The following is a 16,021-nucleotide window of genomic DNA, read 5'->3' on the forward strand; positions in this document are numbered from 1 at the left end:
TTATTGTCCGTAATATGCGTCGGTCCCATGTTTGCGGAGATAATGTTTATCTTGCAAAACATCTTTAATTGGACGAAGAGCTGGATTCAACACCAGTGAATGGTAAGCCATCTTTGCTACCTCCTCCAATACAACAGCATGTTGTACGGCAGTCAGGGCGTCTTTTCCCCAGCAAAACGGTCCATGGTTATAGACTAAGACACCTGGAATGTCTTGGGGATCAAGGTGCTGAAATGTTTCCACAATGACTTTTCCAGTATTCAGTTCATATTGTCCCATCATTTCTTCGGCATCCATTTCCCTTGTACAAGGAATATTTCCGTGAAAGTGATCGGCATGAGTCGTTCCCAATGAAGGAATATCTCTGCCGGATTGTGCCCAACTGGTTGCCCATGACGAATGAGTGTGAACAATCCCACCAATCATTTGAAATTGTTTATACAGATAGAGATGTGTCGGTGTATCTGAAGACGGTTTAAGATCCCCTTCCACAACCTCCCCATTCAGATTTAAAACGACTAAGTCTGCAGCGGTTAATTTGCTGTAAGGTACACCACTTGGCTTAATGACAACTAACTCTTGATCGCGATCAATTCCGCTGACATTTCCCCATGTAAACGTAACAAGCCGATACTCCTGAAGTTGCAAATTAGCTTTTAAAACCTGTTCTTTTAAAGCCTCCAGCACAGGTTGTCACCCTCCTTTTGGTGGTTTACTTCACAATAGACCTGATAGACTGGATGTTTTTTAGTTTTTTAAGACGCTTCATCACATGATTTTGTTTTCCAAAATATTGATAAAGCTCCGTGTACTCGGCATAAAGCTGATCATATAATGTAACATGTTCAGAATTCGGTTTGTACGTATAGCTTTTGACTTTTCCCATATGTCGGACAGCATCTACAATTTGATCATAACCGCCATTTTCACTTCCGGCTGCAAGCGCTCCGAAAATCGCTGATCCTAAAGCAGGTGCTTGTGGTGAACCAGATATGTTGATTTCCATGTTGGTCACATCTGCATAAATCTGCATAATGAATGGATTTTTTTCAGCAATTCCTCCAGCTGCATACAACTCTTCAATTGGCACACCGCTTTGTCGGAATGTTTCAATAATCATTCGCGTACCAAAAGCAGTAGCTTCAACTAGTGCCCGAAAAATCTCTTCCGGTTTTGTAGAAAGTGTCATTCCAAGCATCATCCCCGTTAGATCGGCATCAACAAGTGTCGAACGATTTCCGTTCCACCAATCTAAAGCAAGTAAACCACTTTCACCAATACGTAAGCGTTCAGCTTTATGACTGAGCAGATCAAAGATTGTCATTTCTGCCTGTTCTGCTTCTCTCATATATGCTTCAGGGACAAAATGATTGATCAACCAATGAAAATGATCACCTACACAAGATTGGCCTGCCTCATACCCAACATAACCCGGTAAAATGCCGTCTTGAACAACACCGCATATTCCTGGCACATTGCGAACATTTTCACCAAGTAACATATGACAGGTCGATGTCCCCATGATCATTAACATTTTCCCAGGATCCGTGATTCCGACAGCCGGAACTGAAGCGTGAGCATCAATATTGCCTACCGCAACAGCTGTTCCTGGCAATAATCCTGTTTTAGCTGCCATTTCTTCAGTCAATCCACCTGCTCTTTCTCCAATTGAATAAATGTCTTCTGTTAATTTTTCTTGAACAAGGTTTGTTAGTTTCGGGTCTAAAGCTGAAAAAAACGTTGTGGATGGATAACCTTTCTGATCGTTCCAAATCGCTTTATAACCAGCTGCACAGTTGCTGCGTTTTCTTTTGCCACACAATTGAAAAACGATCCAGTCACAAGCCTCGATTATTTCATCAGCAGCATCATAAATATGGGGTGCTTCTTCTACGATCTGCATCACTTTTGGAACAAGCCATTCAGAAGAAATTTTCCCTCCATATGTTTTGAGAAATGCTTCATTTCTTTTTTCAGCCAATTGATTTAAGCGATTTGCCTGCTCCTGTGCGGCATGATGCTTCCAAAGTTTCACATAACTATGTGGTTCACCAGCAAATTCATCTCTCATACAAAGCGGTATCCCAGCTTCGTCAATTGGCAAAATGGTACATGATGTAAAATCAATCCCAATTCCAATAATCTCGCTCGGATCTGCCTTTGATTGTTTTAATAGACTAGGAATCGTCTCTCCGAGCACATCTATGTAATCGGCAGGATGTTGGAGAGCCCAGTCTCTCGGGAGCGTTTGTTTTGTCCTAGGTAGTTGATCGTCAATCACTGCGTGAGTGTACTCTTTAACAGCTGTCGCTATTTCTTCTCCTGTTTTCACATCAACCAAGACAGCTCTTCCCGACAATGTTCCAAAATCAACCCCAATCGTCAATGCCATAAGTTATCCCCCTTAAAGCTTGTGAAACCGATATGCCGCTTCACTCCATTCAGTTCATTCCCGAAAAATCACCATTGTTGTATTACGGTTGATGATTCCTGTCATTTCTGCCAATCCACATGTCTGACCTCAATTGCCTTTTCACAAAACTTTTTGACTGAGTTGTGACCGCCTTAAAGTTAACGTTGAATCTTAAGTAATCGTTATTTAAGCCCCACAGATCGCCTTTGCGTGGCTTTAGACTTCTCTGAGCGCCTCCTCTCCAAATAAATGTTGTCTTTTTGACTTGATCAATAGACCAAGTGAATAAAGCGCTTACAAATAACATTAAAAATAAAATATTGGCATCAATGGAACCAATACACAATACGTTCGTATAATTATATAAACATATATATATTTGTACGAACAACTTTATTATATTCATAGGATTGCAAACTGTCAATTTAATTTTCAGTATTAAATATCTTTTTTTTAAAAAAAATGAAAATAGAAAAACAATTGTTAGCTCATAACCAGCATCCGCAAGCTAATTTTAGAGAAAATGCTAATAAAAAAAGCAAGTGGAAAACCCAACTTAAGTTTCCCACTCGCATACTTATTTGACAGTCTCATGCAAACAAGGCTTAAAACCAAGGCCAGCCTTTTGAATCCCAATACAGATCATTGATGAGCAATGTTGGTTGACCATTGTTAAGAGCATCATAGCCATGTCTAACAATCATTGAATTACCCAAAACATCTTGATGACCCGGGCCTTTCCAGCGTTCATTTCCCGAGTCTAATATCGTTCCCCCTCCATCCAACATCTTTTTGCCGCTCTTATCATAGTAAGGACCTACGATATTTTTCGAACGACCATAGGCTATTTTATACGTGCTGTTGACTCCCTGGCAACATTTATCAAACGACACGAATAAGTAATAATAACCGTTTCTATACGTGATATTAGGCGCTTCTATTGCTCCGCTGTGATTTGGCCTTGCTGCAATAGAATACAAGTTTCCAATCGGTTTCATTGTTTTTTTATCAAGTCTTGTCAGCTTTATCCCGCTCCAAAACGAACCGAAAGATAGCCACGGATTTCCGTCTTTATCAATGACTAAATCTCCATCAATAGCATTATAGTGATTGGCAGATGTTGTTCTGATCACCAATCCATCATCACGCCAATTTCCCGACGAAATTCTGTCAGTAGAGGCCAGACCAATCATCGATTGATTTGAACCAAATGAAGAAACTGAGTAATACATCCAATATCTACCGTTGTAATAACTGACATCTGGCGCCCATTGATTTTCTTCATGGTTGGGTACATACATTTTCCACCATGGTAACGGGGTTGAAAAAATACGTGGAGCCTCTTTCCAAGTCATTCCGTCATTAGACTGAATGACACGCAGTCCCTTCCCATGTCCTGTCCCAAACGTATACCATGTATGACCTTCTTTAATTATCGAAGGATCATGAATAAAGTTGTCCCCTTTTGTTTCCCAAAATGCAGCTGAAGCAGATTCAGCCCCTGAAAAAAACATGATCAGCCCAATAATCCAGATCATTTTGCGTTTCATAAATCACCCTCCATTTCTTTTTTCAAAATTTTCATTTATGTAAGCGCTTACTAAAAGTACCAGAAAAATAAGCTGACAGCAAGAGAAAAAAGTAGCTGTCAGCTTTAGTTTTTTAGTCATATGTAATGTTCGCAACCGTTTCTTGATCTAAACGTTTAATGACTTCAGTAATTAATTTAACAGTATTTTCGTAATCGTCGCGATGGAGCATTGCCGCATGTGTATGAATATAACGTGTTGCAATGGTAATTGATAAAGCAGGTACTCCGTTTGCAGTCAGATGAATGGAACCTGAATCTGTTCCTCCACCTGAAAGAGCATCAAATTGATAAGGGATATTTGCTTCATCAGCGACCTTTGTTACAAAATCGCGGAGCCCCTTATGAGAAACCATTGATGCATCATATAAAATAATTTGGGGCCCTTTTCCCATTTTGCTTGTTGATTCTTTTTCTGTAATTCCTGGTGTATCCCCTGCAATTCCGACATCAACACCAAAAGCAATATCAGGTTTTATTGTTTGTGCAGCGGTTTTTGCTCCACGCAATCCAACCTCTTCCTGAACCGTGCCAACACCATAAACAACATTCGGGTGATGAATCTCCTTTAAATTTCTTAAAACGTCAATTGCAATTGCACAGCCGATCCGATTGTCCCAGGCTTTTGCAAGAAGCATCTTTTCATTATTCATCACCGTAAATTCAAAATAAGGTACAATTTGATCTCCAGGAAGCACCCCCCATTCCATTGCTTCTTCTCTGCTTGAAGCTCCAATATCTACGAACATATCTTTAATATCCGCCGGTTTTTTGCGTGCTTCTGGTGAGAGAACATGAGGCGGTTTTGAACCGATAACACCAGTGATATCCCCTTTTTTAGTAACAATTGTGACACGCTGTGCCAACATGACCTGAGACCACCAGCCTCCAACCGTTTGAAAATATAGATAGCCTCGATCATCAATCCGCGTTACCATAAAACCAACTTCATCAAGATGACCAGAAATCATGATTTTCGGCCCATCAGTAAGTCCAGTTTTTTTGGCAATTAAACTGCCGAGTCTGTCAGTGGTAACCTCATCAGCATAAGGTTCAATGTATGACCTCATCACTTGCCTAACTTCCTTTTCATTGCCTGGAATACCTTTTGCATCTGTTAGTTTTTTGAGCATTGTCAGTGTTTCATCAAATTTTGCCATCAATATAAATCCTCCTTTAATGAACCTTCCTTCTTATTATACAAAAATAAATCTTTTCAATACGGAATCCATGCTTCTCGGTCATTTTATCAAATCATGAAACCTTTTGTTTTGTTATTCGTATATATAGGTTAATATTCTTCATTTCATTTTAAGGGAGGTTCTTTAAAAATGCTTGTCATAATATTGCGGCTTGCTTTATCGGTCCTTTTCATTTATGTCATCTATAGGACCGTACTATTTTTAAGAAATCCGGACCGAAGATTGAAATCTGCACAAGCTAAAGAATATTTTTATTTTTTGGATGACCAAAAAAACACACGTAAAAATTTAAAAATCACATATAAAGGTGTGCTGTTTGAAGGAACAAAACATATTCCAGCAAAAGACCATCCGCTGTTTATCCATACGATTTTCATTTGGACACAAGCACCTGAAGAAAAACTTCAGTCCTTTACTTCAACAGATTTTACCGAATTGGAGAACAAAATCAAACAGCGCTATCCGGACTGTAAGATTGATTGGGACGCTTCTATTCAAAAATGGAAAAGCAAACATGCAGAAGGGCAATGATAACTGTTTTAATAGTCCGTTTTCATGGTACTAAATTTGTGAAAACAAAAATAGGTGGTATTCCAAATGTCGTGGTATTTAGATAACGCTTATGAAAAAAATGCACAATTTCCTTATACTTTTTATATTCCTAGTAAACAAGTAATCGATAAATTAAGTATTGGGGACATCGTTAAATTAAGGTTTGTGAACGGAACTAAAGAAGATGGTCTTGCAGGTGAAAGAATGTGGGTGGAGATCACTGGAAGGAATGGTGAAGACTTTAGAGGATTATTAATGAATGAGCCTTATGACTTGAAAGATTTGAAATTCGGACAGGAAGTTTTATTCAAGGCGAAACATATTTGTGATACGGAATACAAAGACCCTAGATCTTCTGATTGGGATTACTACTTCGATACAAAGGTTATTGTAAGTACAGATGTTCTTGATAAAAGAGAATTCAATTTCATGTTGAGAGATACCCCTAATGGAGAAGAGGACTCTGGATGGACTATATTAAGCGGATACGAAAATGATGAATTCGTCAATCAACCTGATCATTTTCAATATATTTCAATCGGTGTCATATTAAATATAGATGATTCAATCTTAAAATTCATTGATGAAAAACCAATGTGTGCCTATGAAAGAAATAATAAAGGTGAGTTCTATAACATACAGAATTATTATTGGCACAGCTACCTAAACAGTTAATAGTATGACAGCCAAGCTCTTGAACAATATAGGCTGGTCAATTTGAAAGCTGATGAGGACGTTTCCAAGTTTTCAGTTCAAGATGCATAGTAGCAAAAATAAGCATCGTCTGCATAACCCCTCTAAAGGGGTGTCCAACGCAGGCCATGCTTATTTTTGTGTTTCTTTTCTTTTAAGGGATTACTCAGTAAAATCGATGACCATACGGCCAGTAATTTTACCTTCCTCCATTTCTTTAAATATATCATGAACATCTTGAACTGGACGCTTTGTAACTTTAGGTACAACCTTGCCTTCTGCAGCAAATTGGAATGCTTCCTTCAAGTCTTCTCTAGTGCCTACTAGTGAACCAATAACTTGAATTCCATCTAGTACAAGGCGAGGGATATCTAAATCCATCTTGTCTACTGGTAAACCTACAGCAACTACACGAGCACCCGCTTTTACAACATCAACGGCTTGGTTGAAAGGGGTTTTAGCAACAGCAGTAATAACTGTAGCATCAAGACCTAGATCATTTGTCACTTCTTTAGCTTTAGCAACAGGGTCTTCATTTAAGCAGTTTACAACTATATCAGCACCTAAGCTTTTAGCAAATTCCAATTTCTCATCGTTAATATCGAATGCCATCACTTTAGCATTAAAAACATTTTTTGCATATTGCACAGCTAAGTTTCCTAATCCGCCGATACCAAATACACCGATCCATTGACCAGGTTTGATTTCACTGACTTTTACTGCTTTATAAGTTGTTACACCCGCACAAGTAATACTGCTAGCTGCTGCCGGATCTAAATTTTCGGGAACTTTCACTGCATAATCAGCTATTACGATAGCTTCTTCAGCCATTGCACCATCAACGGTATACCCAGCATTTTTTACATCACGGCATAGTGTTTCACGACCTGTTAGGCAATACTCACAGTGACCACAACTTTCAAACATCCAAGCAATAGAGACGCGGTCACCCACTTTTAAGCTTTTGACGCCTTCACCAATCTCGGTTACAATGCCTATTCCTTCATGACCTAGAGTGACACCTGTGACATCGCCAAAATCAGCATTTTTCACATGTAAGTCTGTATGGCATACACCACAATATTCCATCTTCACTTTGGCTTCACCATGTTGTAAAGGACGTAATTCTTTTTTTACGATCTCTATATTTTTGTCTTTTGTTGCTACTACTGCTTTCATTCCAGACTACACCCCTTCAATTTTTTTGGGAAATTCATCCTACACTTATAATTTAGCACAATACCCTTTTTATGAAAACCCTTACACATTTTCATAGAAAAGTATTTTGTAAATATGAACTTTTTTGAACAACCTCGTACTACTGGCGATGTTATGCATGTGTGCAATAATTATCGTGTTCATCTCTTTGTTTGTGTTTATGAAATGCCGTGATTGAGATTTGAAGGTCGAACATATTATGTAAGTAAAGCGGGGCTCGGCTTCGCCGTTCTGCAGCTTTTTCTCTCATTGATTTTCTATAAGCTCTCCTTTAAGGGAATTTCACTTGTAATGTGGTAGTGTGGATGGATAAAAATTGAGGAATTTGCTCGCTTTCCGCGAGAATCTTGTATTTCCCCCTGATCTTTTTGGGTAGCCGATATCATTGAATTTTTCGCAGGTGTTTTGCGGCAAATGATTTGACCATAATAAAACTGCACCCTTAATTGTTATTCGTGTCTCACAATTAGGGTGCAGTTGATGGTGGTTATTTATTTAATTGAGTTTTAGCAGTATCTGCAAGTTGATTGAATGCAGTAAGATCGTTTACAGCAAGGTCAGCAAGCATTTTACGGTTTACTTCAATACCTGAAAGCTTAAGACCATGCATTAAACGGCTGTATGAAAGACCATTCATACGTGCTGCTGCATTGATACGAGTGATCCAAAGTTTACGGAAATCACGCTTTTTCTGACGACGATCACGGAAAGCGTAGTTTCCTGATTTCATTACTTGTTGGTTAGCTACTTTATATAATGTATGTTTTGAACCAAAATAACCTTTTGCTAATTTAAGAACTTTTTTACGACGTTTGCGTGAAACAGTTCCGCCTTTTACTCTTGGCATGACATTTCCCTCCTAAGTATACCTTTTTCGAATTACTTGATGTTTGCAAGCTGTTGCTTAATACGTCTGAAATCACCGGCGCTAACAATCGCTCCTTTGCGAAGTTTGCGCTTTTGTTTTTGAGATTTATTTGCGAACAAGTGACTTGTATATGCATGAGAACGTTTTAGCTTCCCGGAACCTGTCTTTTTAAAACGTTTCGCAGATCCGCGGTGAGTTTTCATTTTTGGCATAGGTATTTCCTCCTTAAATTACTTTTCAATTTTAGGTGCGAGCACTAGGAACATGCTGCGGCCGTCCATTTTTGGCTTTGTTTCAACAGTTGCCACTTCTGCACAGGCTTCAGAAAAACGATCAAGCACGCGCTGGCCGATTTCCTTATGCGTAATTGCACGACCTTTAAAACGGATAGACGCTTTCACTTTGTCCCCTTTTTCCAAAAACTTGATAGCGTTGCGAAGCTTTGTATTGAAATCGTGTTCTTCAATACCTGGGCTCAGACGGACTTCTTTCAAGTTAATGATCTTTTGATTTTTGCGTGCTTCTTTATCCTTTTTCTGTTGCTCGAATCGATATTTTCCATAGTCCATAATCCGGCAAACAGGCGGTTTTGCATTAGCTGCAACTAACACTAGGTCAAGATTTGCACGACCGGCAATTTCAAGTGCTTCCTGGCGGGATTTAATTCCCAGCTGGTCGCCATTTTGTCCAATCAAACGGACTTCACGCGCACGAATCCCCTCATTAACCAATTGATCTTTGCTAATAATGAGCCACCTCCATAGAATCTTTGAATTGATTTCACAACTCATTTTGACCGTTTCATCACACTTTCACAGGCAAACAAAAAGTGTGGGTATAAAACACCCACACTGCGAACATCTGCATAAAAAAGAAATGTACGTTTAACCTGCCAACTACAAAACTGTGTCAATCAGGTGAGAAGCGGGTGCCTCTACTTGTTGATATATATTCAATTCATTATTAATCTTACAGAAACTTCTTCTGTAAGTCAAGATCAAAAGTTTTGTACAATGTGTGTTATTATATCAGATTACATTTGAAATAGCAACACTCCTTTTAACAAGCAGCTAAATCTTCTTGACATGTGCTAAATACAATGTGTTTATCGTATAGTTAATCAAGATCGAAAAAAGTTGAGGAGGCTTAGATATATGCATACAAATATTAGAGGTCATACCCATTCTAATGAACTTTCTTCATTTATTGAACGCGGACTCATGGCGGAAGACAAAACGATTACTGGTAAAGCACACAAATTTTCTGATTATCCGTTTAAACTTGGAATCGCATCTGGAGATCCACATCCGGATGGGTTTGTGTTATGGACGAGACTTGCACCTGATCCGCTGGCTGAAGATGGGCTTGGAGGTATGCCAAAACAACGAGTTCCAGTGCAATGGGAGGTAGCAGAAGATGAACATTTTAGCAAGACTGTCAAACATGGAACCGTCTCGGCTCTTCCGGAACTTGCCCATTCCGTCCATATTGAAGTCTTTGGACTCAAACCAGCAAGGTATTATTGGTACAGATTTAAATCCGGGCGTGAAATCAGTCCAATAGGCAGAACAAAAACAGTCCCTTTTCCACCATACTAGCCTAGACAAAATGTCGTTTGCTCTCGCATCATGCCAAGCATGGTACCATGGTTATTTCACCGCTTATCAGCATATGGCCAAAGACGATCTTGATGTCGTTTTTTTTCTAGGCGACTATATTTATGAATACCCTATTAACGAAAAAAACCTCAATCGAAATGTTAAACTTTCCAGTGCACACAATGCAAAAACAACCTCTCTTAGCCAGTACAGACTTCGATATTCACTTTTTAAGACTGACCCCGATCTCCAATCTATTCACGCTTTGACACCATGGATTGTCACAATGGATGATCATGAAGTCGAAAATAACTATGCTGGTTCACATTCGCAATATAACACTTCACCTGCTGACTTTCTCCGCCAACGTGCAGCTGCTTATCAAGCCTTTTATGAGCATATCCCCATCCGCAGTACTGCAATTCCTAATGGTCCTGATATGGTGTTATACAGGCGTTTCTGCTATGGAGCCCTTGCAGAATTTCATGTCCTTGACACCCGTCAATACCGCAATAACTATCCTGCTAATGAAACTGAACGGTTAAACCCTTTCCGGACGATTCTTGGGAGTGCACAAGAGCGCTGGCTTTATCGCGGACTAAGTAAATCCTCAACAGTTTGGAATATGTTAGTGCAACAAGTTGTCCTCGCCCAAATTGATCGGGATCCAGGGCCGAAAGTTGAATACAGTTTTGATCAATGGGATGGGTTTCCTGCTTGTCGTGACAGGCTATTTTCGGCTTACAAAGCATATGGAATTATTAACCCAGTCGTACTGACTGGTGACATTCATAGACATTCAGCCGCAAATTTAAAAGCAGACTTCAATGATATCCACTCAAAAACAATTGGCACTGAATTGATCGCAACTTCAATCGCTTCAGATGGAGATGGTGCAAAGACCGATTCCCTTGCCCATATTTGGCTAGCAAATCCCCATGTCAAACTGTATAACGCACAACGAGGATATGTTCGCTGCACAATGACACCAAAACAACTACAAGCCGACTTTCAAGTTCTTCCTTTTATTACTCGACCAAATGCCCCAGTCTCAACATTTGCGAGTTTTGTCATTGAAGCAGGCTGTCCAGGACTGCAAAAAAACAACTGAAGCATCACACTTTTACACTTCATCACATCACATTCCTAAAAAACATTTCTTTATCATCATGATTTTCTATTGTAAAATGAATATTAAATAAAATAAAAACTAGAGGGGTAGATCATGAAAGCCGTATTTTTTGATTTAGATGATACATTGCTCTGGGACGAAAAAAGTGTAAATACAGCATTTGCCGAAACATGTCATAAAGCCGAAAAAAAATACGGGGTCAGTGCACAAGAATTCGAAATAGCTGTACGCCGATCCGCACGAGATCTATACATGTCTTATGAAACATATCCTTATACTGTGATGATCGGTATTAATCCATTTGAAGGACTATGGTCGAATTTTAGTGAACCGATCAGTGAAGAATTCGAGAAATTGAACAAAATCGTTCCAGAATATAGAAAAAACACATGGGCAAATGGCCTGAAAACATTCGGAATCGATGATCCCACATTCGCAGAAGAATTAGGCACATTTTTCGCAACTGTTCGCCGTAAACATCCGTTTGTTTATGATGAAACATTTACTGTTTTAGACCAGTTAAAAGGTAAATTCGATCTTCTATTACTGACAAATGGGGACCCGAGTCTACAAAAAGAAAAATTAGCTGGCGTTCCTAAACTCGCCTCTTATTTCAAGGAAATTGTCATCTCCGGGGATTTTGGAAAAGGAAAACCAGACCCGGCTATTTTTGAACATTGTCTCAATCTCCTTCATATTACAAAAGATGAGACGATAATGGTTGGGGATAATTTAAACACAGATATTCTCGGAGCATCAAGAACTGGAATAAAAAACGTTTGGCTCAACCGTAAAGGTAGAAAAAATGACACCTCTGTTCAACCTGATGACGAAATTCAACATTTGAGCGGACTGTTTGAGATACTGACTGAGCAGAAAGTCAAAAAAGCATGACTCCAATTGGAATCATGCTTTTTCTCTTAGTTATTTTCTTGCTTCTGCAACAGCTTTTTTCACAAAATCTTCAAGTGAAACTGTTTCTGATTTTTGCTCGCCATATTTACGGACATTGACTGCCCCATTCTCAGCTTCTTGATCACCGACAACAAGCATATATGGAATTTTTTGCATTTGTGCTTCACGAATTTTATACCCGATTTTTTCATCACGAATATCGACTTCAACACGGAGCCCTTCACGCTGCAGGCGTTCCTGTACCTGTTTTGCATAATGAAGATGCACGGCTGGTGATACAGGAATGACTTGGAATTGGATAGGTGAAAGCCATGTCGGTAATGCACCTTTATGCTCTTCAATTAAGAAAGCAACAAATCGTTCCATTGTCGATACAACACCTCTATGAATCACGACGGGACGGTGTGGTTTTCCGTCTTCTCCAACATATGTTAAATCAAATTTTTCCGGAAGCAAGAAGTCAAGCTGTACAGTTGACAGTGTTTCTTCTTTGCCAATCGCTGTTTTGACTTGAACATCAAGCTTCGGTCCGTAAAATGCTGCTTCACCTTCTGCTTCGTAATAATCATGGCCAATTTCATCCATTGCTTCTTTTAGCATTGATTGTGCTTTGTTCCACATATCGTCATCATCATAGTATTTCTCTGTATCTTCCGGGTCACGGTAAGATAAGCGAAATGAATATTGTTCCAAGCCGAAGTCTTGATAAACATCCTGAATCAAGCGAACAGTACGGATAAACTCGTCTTTAATTTGATCAGGACGAACGAAAATGTGTGCATCATTCAATGTCATCCCGCGGACACGCTGAAGACCTGAAAGAGCACCTGACATTTCATAGCGATGCATCGTTCCGAGTTCTGCAATTCGGATCGGAAGTTCACGATAGCTGTGAATGTCATTTTTATAGATCATCATATGATGCGGACAGTTCATCGGACGAAGTGTTAATGTTTCATTGTCCATTTCAATCGGCGGGAACATCCCCTCTTGATAATGATCCCAATGCCCTGATGTTTCGTAAAGCTCTTTGCTGCCAAGCACCGGTGTATAAACATGCTCATAGCCAAGAGCAAGCTCTTTATCAACAATATAGCGTTCAATGACACGTCTAATGGTTGCGCCTTTAGGCAACCAAAGTGGGAGCCCTTGTCCAACCTTTTGAGAAATGGCAAACAGCTTCAATTCTTTTCCAAGTTTTCGATGATCGCGTTCTTTTGCTTCTTCAAGCATGCGCAAATGTTCATCTAACTCAGCTTTTTTGAAGAAAGCTGTTCCGTAAATACGCTGAAGCATTTTATTGTTGCTGTCACCGCGCCAATAAGCACCCGCCAAGCTTAGTAGCTTAAATTCTTTAATTTTTCCTGTTGAAGGGACATGGACACCACGGCATAGATCAAAAAATTCGCCTTGTTCATAGATCGAGACTGTCTCATCTTCAGGTATTGCATCAAGTAACTCTAGCTTCAAGTGATCGCCGATTTCGGCAAAACGTTCTTTCGCTTCTTGACGGCTGACTTCTTTTCTGACAATTGGCAAGTTTTCTCCAATAATTTTTTTCATTTCTTTTTCAATCTTTGGTAAGTCTTCTGGAGTCAGTGCATCCTCCATGTCAATATCATAATAAAAGCCGTTTTCAATCACTGGACCAACGCCAAGCTTTACATCTTTATAAAGGCGTTTAATCGCCTGAGCCATTAAGTGCGCAGTACTGTGACGCATAATGGCGAGCGCTTCATCACTGCCTTCTGTAATAATTTCAATCGCTCCATCATCAACGATCGGTGCTCGCAAATCAATTTCTGTACTATTTAATTTTCCGGCAATCGCTTTTTTCTTTAAACCGGGACTAATTGATGCCGCGATATCCTCTGTTGTCGTCGTTTTTGCAAACTCCTTAACCGCTCCATCAGGAAATTTGATTTTAACCATGTCTGACATCCTAGTCACTCCTTTTTAAAAAATAAAAAATCCCCGTCCCCCTATGAAAGGGACGAGGATTAATATACGGAATTCGTGGTTCCACCCTTTTTCCCGAAAAACGCAAAAAACCTTTGGTGCGTTCTCGGCTTTCGGTTCTGTAACGGGAAGTCCCGTCAGTCATTACTTGACAAAACGTCGTTTACAACTGATGTTCAAAGGCGGTAAAAACATAATCCTAGACTTAGGAGACTTGCAGCCTTGATCTCCCTCTCTGTTCAGCCGGTGTTCATGCTTTCGTGTCCTTATCAATACACTGGATTTTGAGTTAACCGTATTATAAACCGTTTAACATGCAAAATCAAGAATACTCTTCAAAAATATTTTCTTGTGCAGGGAATGAGTCAAGTGAAAAGATCTTTACCCGTTCTTGAAAAATATTTTGAATCGTCTGGATCATACCATGTTCCCGATTTCTTGTATAAAGGTCAATTCTTCTAGGCGCGATTGATACAAGCGGCGCTAGTAGATGTGAATCAATATACATCGGGTGCTCCCTCACGAATCGGCGATCCATGTATTTCTTTTGTTCCCGTTCTGAAATAAACTTTAATTCCCATATGACAAACTGACCATCATGGACAATGTGAACATGATCAATCATTGGTTTTTTTCCTGTTACATAATCTCTCAATGATTGAATAAAGGTCTGGTATTCCTGCTCCATCTTATATTCATCAATCGCTGCCACGACATATTCCCGAAGCCGTTGATAATATTTCCCAAGACGGAATGTCATAAAGGAACGAATCGAAAAGACAGTTTCTTCAAGACAAATCGTTTGGAGCTCCTGAATAATATACTTTTCACGCGGGGTATGATCACAGTTGAGAGGAAGCCCTTCCAGTTCTCCTTCCATTATGCTGTGAGCCAGTTGCAAAATTTGCTGCTGTTCATCCCGATCTAAATAGAAAAAATCTCCTTCAATGACCGAAAGCATATATTCATCTTCTTTGCATTCTATAAAAAATCTCGTGAGGATAGGCTGGATGTATGTTTGAATACTGACAGAGGAGTGGGTCTTTTCAATTCCGATCTTCCCTTCCGCCTCATGAATCTTGATATGCCGCTTTACATCTGCATTACGAAGTAGGTGTAGAAATACGGCTGTATCATAATCATCTTCAAATGTAATTTCGAGCATGTTTGTCCCCCCTAACAACATCTGATACATGTATATGGGCGAGACAAAAAAATAGACTTAAAAAAAAGGTGAGCCTTTATTGAAATAGCTCCATCATCTTCTTTCTCAGTACTAGCGGGACAGTGATAAAAAGAAGATAAATGAATAAGGTGATGATAATAGCTGTGATATCTCCTGATAGCAAGCTTGATCCGAGCATATTTAAAATAATAGTGCCAGGTATGATCCCAATAGAAGTGGCAGCTAAAAACGAGAGCGGTTTCACTTTGAAGATGCCAGCTGCATAGCTGACAGTATCAAAATGAATCGGTGCAAGCCTCAAATAAAGAATATAAATGAAACTGTTTTTGTGTAAAATCATTCGAAGTGTTTTTAATTTTACGGATACTCTGTTAAAATTTGCACCGATCTTGTATGCCAGTGCAAACGATAAAAACGCTCCTCCAGCTGCTCCGACAAAACAATATAAAGAACCTAACAGCGGACCAAATGCGAGCCCGCCGCTCACAGCAAATACGGAAGCAGGTAACAATAAAAACGGACGGATAATTAAAAAACCGATATACATCATCGGAGCAAAAATTCCAAATGACATGACCCATTCCCGAATTTGCTTAGGATTGATATTAACAAATTTAGCATTAAACCAGATTCCCACTGCAACGATCACAACGACCGCCATCCACTTGCCGAGCGTTTTTATCGACATCTTTTTTCA

General features: G+C 39.5%; 16 protein-coding genes and 1 other annotated feature. Of the genes, 5 read left to right on the forward strand and 11 right to left on the reverse strand.

The features are described 5' to 3' along the window. The 4 genes from araD to HOO54_RS15900 all read right to left on the reverse strand — a co-directional run bounded on the left by araD (nucleotide 1) and on the right by HOO54_RS15900 (nucleotide 5,161). The gene (gene araD / locus HOO54_RS15885) at nucleotides 1-687 is read right to left on the reverse strand and encodes an L-ribulose-5-phosphate 4-epimerase (RefSeq protein WP_309244881.1); all 687 of its coding nucleotides are present in this window, start codon (nucleotides 685-687) and stop codon (nucleotides 1-3) included. A gap of 25 nt (nucleotides 688-712) precedes the next feature. Continuing rightward, complete coding sequence (araB, locus tag HOO54_RS15890; protein WP_172296939.1) at nucleotides 713-2,392, reverse strand: ribulokinase; 1,680 nt, start codon at nucleotides 2,390-2,392, stop codon at nucleotides 713-715. A 626-nt stretch (nucleotides 2,393-3,018) separates the two neighbouring features. Further along, the gene (gene abnA, locus HOO54_RS15895) at nucleotides 3,019-3,963 is read right to left on the reverse strand and encodes an arabinan endo-1,5-alpha-L-arabinosidase AbnA (RefSeq protein ID WP_172296941.1); all 945 of its coding nucleotides are present in this window, start codon (nucleotides 3,961-3,963) and stop codon (nucleotides 3,019-3,021) included. 112 nt (nucleotides 3,964-4,075) lie between these two features. Continuing rightward, nucleotides 4,076-5,161, reverse strand: coding sequence for a M42 family metallopeptidase (locus HOO54_RS15900; protein ID WP_172296943.1), 1,086 nt, complete (start codon nucleotides 5,159-5,161; stop codon nucleotides 4,076-4,078). A 171-nt stretch (nucleotides 5,162-5,332) separates the two neighbouring features. On the opposite strand from HOO54_RS15900, the gene HOO54_RS15905 reads away from it, so the two are divergent. Beyond that, on the forward strand, nucleotides 5,333-5,734 hold the full coding sequence (locus HOO54_RS15905) for a sigma-w pathway protein ysdB (RefSeq protein ID WP_172296945.1): 402 nt from the start codon (nucleotides 5,333-5,335) through the stop codon (nucleotides 5,732-5,734). Nucleotides 5,735-5,800: 66 nt separating this feature from the next. Then, nucleotides 5,801-6,430 carry an immunity protein Imm33 domain-containing protein gene (locus HOO54_RS15910; RefSeq protein WP_172296947.1) on the forward strand — a complete coding sequence of 210 codons (630 nt, stop codon included), beginning with the start codon at nucleotides 5,801-5,803 and terminating at the stop codon, nucleotides 6,428-6,430. A 180-nt stretch (nucleotides 6,431-6,610) separates the two neighbouring features. Here the strand turns inward: HOO54_RS15910 and adhP are convergent, their stop codons facing one another. The 4 genes from adhP to infC all read right to left on the reverse strand — a co-directional run bounded on the left by adhP (nucleotide 6,611) and on the right by infC (nucleotide 9,283). Further along, the gene (gene adhP, locus HOO54_RS15915) at nucleotides 6,611-7,627 is read right to left on the reverse strand and encodes an alcohol dehydrogenase AdhP (RefSeq protein ID WP_172296949.1); all 1,017 of its coding nucleotides are present in this window, start codon (nucleotides 7,625-7,627) and stop codon (nucleotides 6,611-6,613) included. A 526-nt stretch (nucleotides 7,628-8,153) separates the two neighbouring features. Continuing rightward, complete coding sequence (gene rplT / locus HOO54_RS15920; RefSeq protein WP_172296951.1) at nucleotides 8,154-8,513, reverse strand: 50S ribosomal protein L20; 360 nt, start codon at nucleotides 8,511-8,513, stop codon at nucleotides 8,154-8,156. 32 nt (nucleotides 8,514-8,545) lie between these two features. Next, nucleotides 8,546-8,746: a 50S ribosomal protein L35 gene (gene rpmI / locus HOO54_RS15925; protein ID WP_172296953.1), complete on the reverse strand. Its 201-nt coding sequence runs from the start codon at nucleotides 8,744-8,746 to the stop codon at nucleotides 8,546-8,548. Between the two features lie 18 nt (nucleotides 8,747-8,764). After that, the gene (infC, locus tag HOO54_RS15930) at nucleotides 8,765-9,283 is read right to left on the reverse strand and encodes a translation initiation factor IF-3 (RefSeq protein WP_172299635.1); all 519 of its coding nucleotides are present in this window, start codon (nucleotides 9,281-9,283) and stop codon (nucleotides 8,765-8,767) included. A gap of 68 nt (nucleotides 9,284-9,351) precedes the next feature. After that, nucleotides 9,352-9,480: a sequence feature (ribosomal protein L20 leader region), on the reverse strand. Nucleotides 9,481-9,688: 208 nt separating this feature from the next. On the opposite strand from infC, the gene HOO54_RS24420 reads away from it, so the two are divergent. The 3 genes from HOO54_RS24420 to HOO54_RS15940 all read left to right on the forward strand — a co-directional run bounded on the left by HOO54_RS24420 (nucleotide 9,689) and on the right by HOO54_RS15940 (nucleotide 12,158). Continuing rightward, entirely contained in the window at nucleotides 9,689-10,132 is a 444-nt protein-coding gene (locus HOO54_RS24420; protein ID WP_253907696.1) for an alkaline phosphatase D family protein, read from the forward strand. Nucleotides 10,133-10,142: 10 nt separating this feature from the next. Next, nucleotides 10,143-11,243 (forward strand): alkaline phosphatase D family protein, encoded by a 1,101-nt coding sequence (locus HOO54_RS15935; protein WP_253907697.1) that lies wholly within the window; start codon nucleotides 10,143-10,145, stop codon nucleotides 11,241-11,243. Nucleotides 11,244-11,357: 114 nt separating this feature from the next. Beyond that, the gene (locus tag HOO54_RS15940) at nucleotides 11,358-12,158 is read left to right on the forward strand and encodes an HAD family hydrolase (protein ID WP_172296955.1); all 801 of its coding nucleotides are present in this window, start codon (nucleotides 11,358-11,360) and stop codon (nucleotides 12,156-12,158) included. Nucleotides 12,159-12,188: 30 nt separating this feature from the next. On the opposite strand, the gene thrS is transcribed toward HOO54_RS15940, so the two are convergent. The 3 genes from thrS to HOO54_RS15955 all read right to left on the reverse strand — a co-directional run bounded on the left by thrS (nucleotide 12,189) and on the right by HOO54_RS15955 (nucleotide 16,012). Next, the gene (thrS, locus tag HOO54_RS15945; protein WP_172296957.1) at nucleotides 12,189-14,120 is read right to left on the reverse strand and encodes a threonine--tRNA ligase; all 1,932 of its coding nucleotides are present in this window, start codon (nucleotides 14,118-14,120) and stop codon (nucleotides 12,189-12,191) included. A 340-nt stretch (nucleotides 14,121-14,460) separates the two neighbouring features. Further along, nucleotides 14,461-15,303 carry a putative sporulation protein YtxC gene (gene ytxC / locus HOO54_RS15950; protein ID WP_172296959.1) on the reverse strand — a complete coding sequence of 281 codons (843 nt, stop codon included), beginning with the start codon at nucleotides 15,301-15,303 and terminating at the stop codon, nucleotides 14,461-14,463. Between the two features lie 76 nt (nucleotides 15,304-15,379). Continuing rightward, a complete protein-coding gene (locus HOO54_RS15955) occupies nucleotides 15,380-16,012 on the reverse strand; it encodes a TVP38/TMEM64 family protein (protein ID WP_172296961.1) in 633 nt (210 codons plus the stop codon). Nucleotides 16,013-16,021: the final 9 nt, after the last annotated feature.

The organism is Bacillus sp. WMMC1349 (assembly GCF_013155385.1).
Classification (GTDB): Bacteria; Bacillota; Bacilli; order Bacillales; family Bacillaceae; genus Bacillus.

Bases quoted from the DNA above. Each gene is read 5' to 3' on its own strand.
- HOO54_RS15940 (WP_172296955.1), top strand. From the start codon at position 11,358: ATGAAAGCCGTATTTTTTGATTTAGATGATACATTGCTCTGGGACGAA.
- HOO54_RS15910 (WP_172296947.1), top strand. From the start codon at position 5,801: ATGTCGTGGTATTTAGATAACGCTTATGAAAAAAATGCACAATTTCCT.
- HOO54_RS15905 (WP_172296945.1), top strand. From the start codon at position 5,333: ATGCTTGTCATAATATTGCGGCTTGCTTTATCGGTCCTTTTCATTTAT.
- adhP (WP_172296949.1), bottom strand. From the start codon at position 7,627: ATGAAAGCAGTAGTAGCAACAAAAGACAAAAATATAGAGATCGTAAAA.
- HOO54_RS15935 (WP_253907697.1), top strand. From the start codon at position 10,143: ATGTCGTTTGCTCTCGCATCATGCCAAGCATGGTACCATGGTTATTTC.
- abnA (WP_172296941.1), bottom strand. From the start codon at position 3,963: ATGAAACGCAAAATGATCTGGATTATTGGGCTGATCATGTTTTTTTCA.
- HOO54_RS24420 (WP_253907696.1), top strand. From the start codon at position 9,689: ATGCATACAAATATTAGAGGTCATACCCATTCTAATGAACTTTCTTCA.
- ytxC (WP_172296959.1), bottom strand. From the start codon at position 15,303: ATGCTCGAAATTACATTTGAAGATGATTATGATACAGCCGTATTTCTA.
- rplT (WP_172296951.1), bottom strand. From the start codon at position 8,513: ATGCCAAGAGTAAAAGGCGGAACTGTTTCACGCAAACGTCGTAAAAAA.
- HOO54_RS15955 (WP_172296961.1), bottom strand. From the start codon at position 16,012: ATGTCGATAAAAACGCTCGGCAAGTGGATGGCGGTCGTTGTGATCGTT.
- araB (WP_172296939.1), bottom strand. From the start codon at position 2,392: ATGGCATTGACGATTGGGGTTGATTTTGGAACATTGTCGGGAAGAGCT.
- rpmI (WP_172296953.1), bottom strand. From the start codon at position 8,746: ATGCCAAAAATGAAAACTCACCGCGGATCTGCGAAACGTTTTAAAAAG.
- HOO54_RS15900 (WP_172296943.1), bottom strand. From the start codon at position 5,161: ATGGCAAAATTTGATGAAACACTGACAATGCTCAAAAAACTAACAGAT.
- thrS (WP_172296957.1), bottom strand. From the start codon at position 14,120: ATGTCAGACATGGTTAAAATCAAATTTCCTGATGGAGCGGTTAAGGAG.